General features: G+C 57.0%; 4 protein-coding genes. All 4 read right to left on the bottom strand.

What is annotated here, in order from left to right; all coding sequences use genetic code 11:
* The coding region (locus SPHV1_RS24785) for a hypothetical protein (protein WP_156367215.1) at positions 1–230 on the bottom strand (230 nt) is incomplete at its 3' end.
* Positions 231–358: 128 nt separating this feature from the next.
* The gene (locus SPHV1_RS26095) at positions 359–580 is read right to left on the bottom strand and encodes a DUF551 domain-containing protein (RefSeq protein ID WP_082430767.1); all 222 of its coding nucleotides are present in this window, start codon (positions 578–580) and stop codon (positions 359–361) included.
* A gap of 3 nt (positions 581–583) precedes the next feature.
* Positions 584–874, bottom strand: a complete 291-nt coding sequence (locus SPHV1_RS02970; RefSeq protein ID WP_231634483.1) for a hypothetical protein — start codon at positions 872–874, stop codon at positions 584–586.
* Positions 855–1,136, bottom strand: coding sequence for a hypothetical protein (locus SPHV1_RS02975; RefSeq protein ID WP_054944601.1), 282 nt, complete (start codon positions 1,134–1,136; stop codon positions 855–857). The genes SPHV1_RS02970 and SPHV1_RS02975 overlap by 20 nt, the downstream gene beginning before the upstream one ends.
* Positions 1,137–1,271 lie beyond the last annotated feature (135 nt).

Genomic DNA, 1,271 nt, shown 5'->3' on the forward strand with positions numbered 1-1,271 from the left:
GTTGCAACGCCCATCAAATCCGCATCCCCGGCGATAAGCTCATCCATGGCGTGTTCGCGGATGGCGGCGTCTAGCATGGCTTGCCATTGATTGCGGGCATAGTTCGACCAGCTTCCCTCGTCGTGGATTGATACGCACAGGGCGCGCGAGACGAACCTATCCACCATCCCCGGCGACGGCTCTCTCAGCGCATCCAGTACCGTGCGTATGGCTGCGTCTGCGTACTGCATGTGGCGTTCTTGCCAATCAGGCGAAAGCTCGTCGAACTGAGCATCTGGGAGCGACCTGCCTCGTGTGTCCTCTTGTCCGCCGCTTAGGACAGGGACTAACGCCCGCGCCACCTTCTCACGTAGATCCATCACAATGTCTCCGGCGGGGCAGGAAGGGGCATCCAGTGGGTTGCTGGCCAAAATTGATTATTAAACTTTCCGAATCCATTGTAGGAATCTCCACGTTCTCGGTTGTGCCATCGGTCCACTTGAACAAGTCCATCATGGTTGTTTTTCTTGCCGGTGAATCTTCCGACAATAATACACCTGCCGTCCTTCGGCGCAGTCTCAATCGGTTGCCATTCACTCATCACTCACCCTTCCTTGAGATTGCGGATGGCGGTGGCGATAAGGTCTCTGTTCTCGTCAGTACCGAGAGCCCAATCTATATCGAATTCATCAACCACCCCCGCACACCTCTCCCTTTCCTTGAGTGTGGCCGCTTCACGATGGGCGGCGAAGGCTTCTGAAAGTTCTGATGCAAGTTCCTGCCGGTCTGTTTCTGAAAGGTAGACGACATCAAATCCACCATCAATAATTCTGCAAACCGCGTCGAAAGCCACTTCTCTGTCTTCATCCGTCACCTTAACCACGTTCACCTCCATCAGGGTATTCGGCGCGGTAGGCGGCAGCAGCTTTCTCATTGGTGTAGATAATGGCCCTCATGTGAGGCCCGCTCAAGCCGGAGCGCAGGCGCTGCTCACGAATGTCCTCTGCCGCCCTCGCCATCGCCTCAGCGTGCTTGCGTAGGCGGGTGATTTCGTCGGCGAGCTTGTCGCCCATGTCCCACAGCTGCTCGGCGGCTTTCGCATGAACCTGCGGGATGTTCTCCTTTAGGTCGTCCCATGCGCCCACAATATCAGTCATCTTTCCCGCTCCCCATGTGCTCACCGCGTTCGATGGCGTCTGCAAGATACCTCGCCGCAACATCGTGCTCGGCGTTCCCGATGTTCCCGGTCCTCAACCAAGCCACGACAGCCCCTCGCTCGGTCTGATCCCGCT

The sequence above is a fragment of the Novosphingobium sp. KN65.2 genome (genome assembly GCF_001368935.1).
GTDB lineage: Bacteria > Pseudomonadota > Alphaproteobacteria > Sphingomonadales > Sphingomonadaceae > Novosphingobium > Novosphingobium mathurense.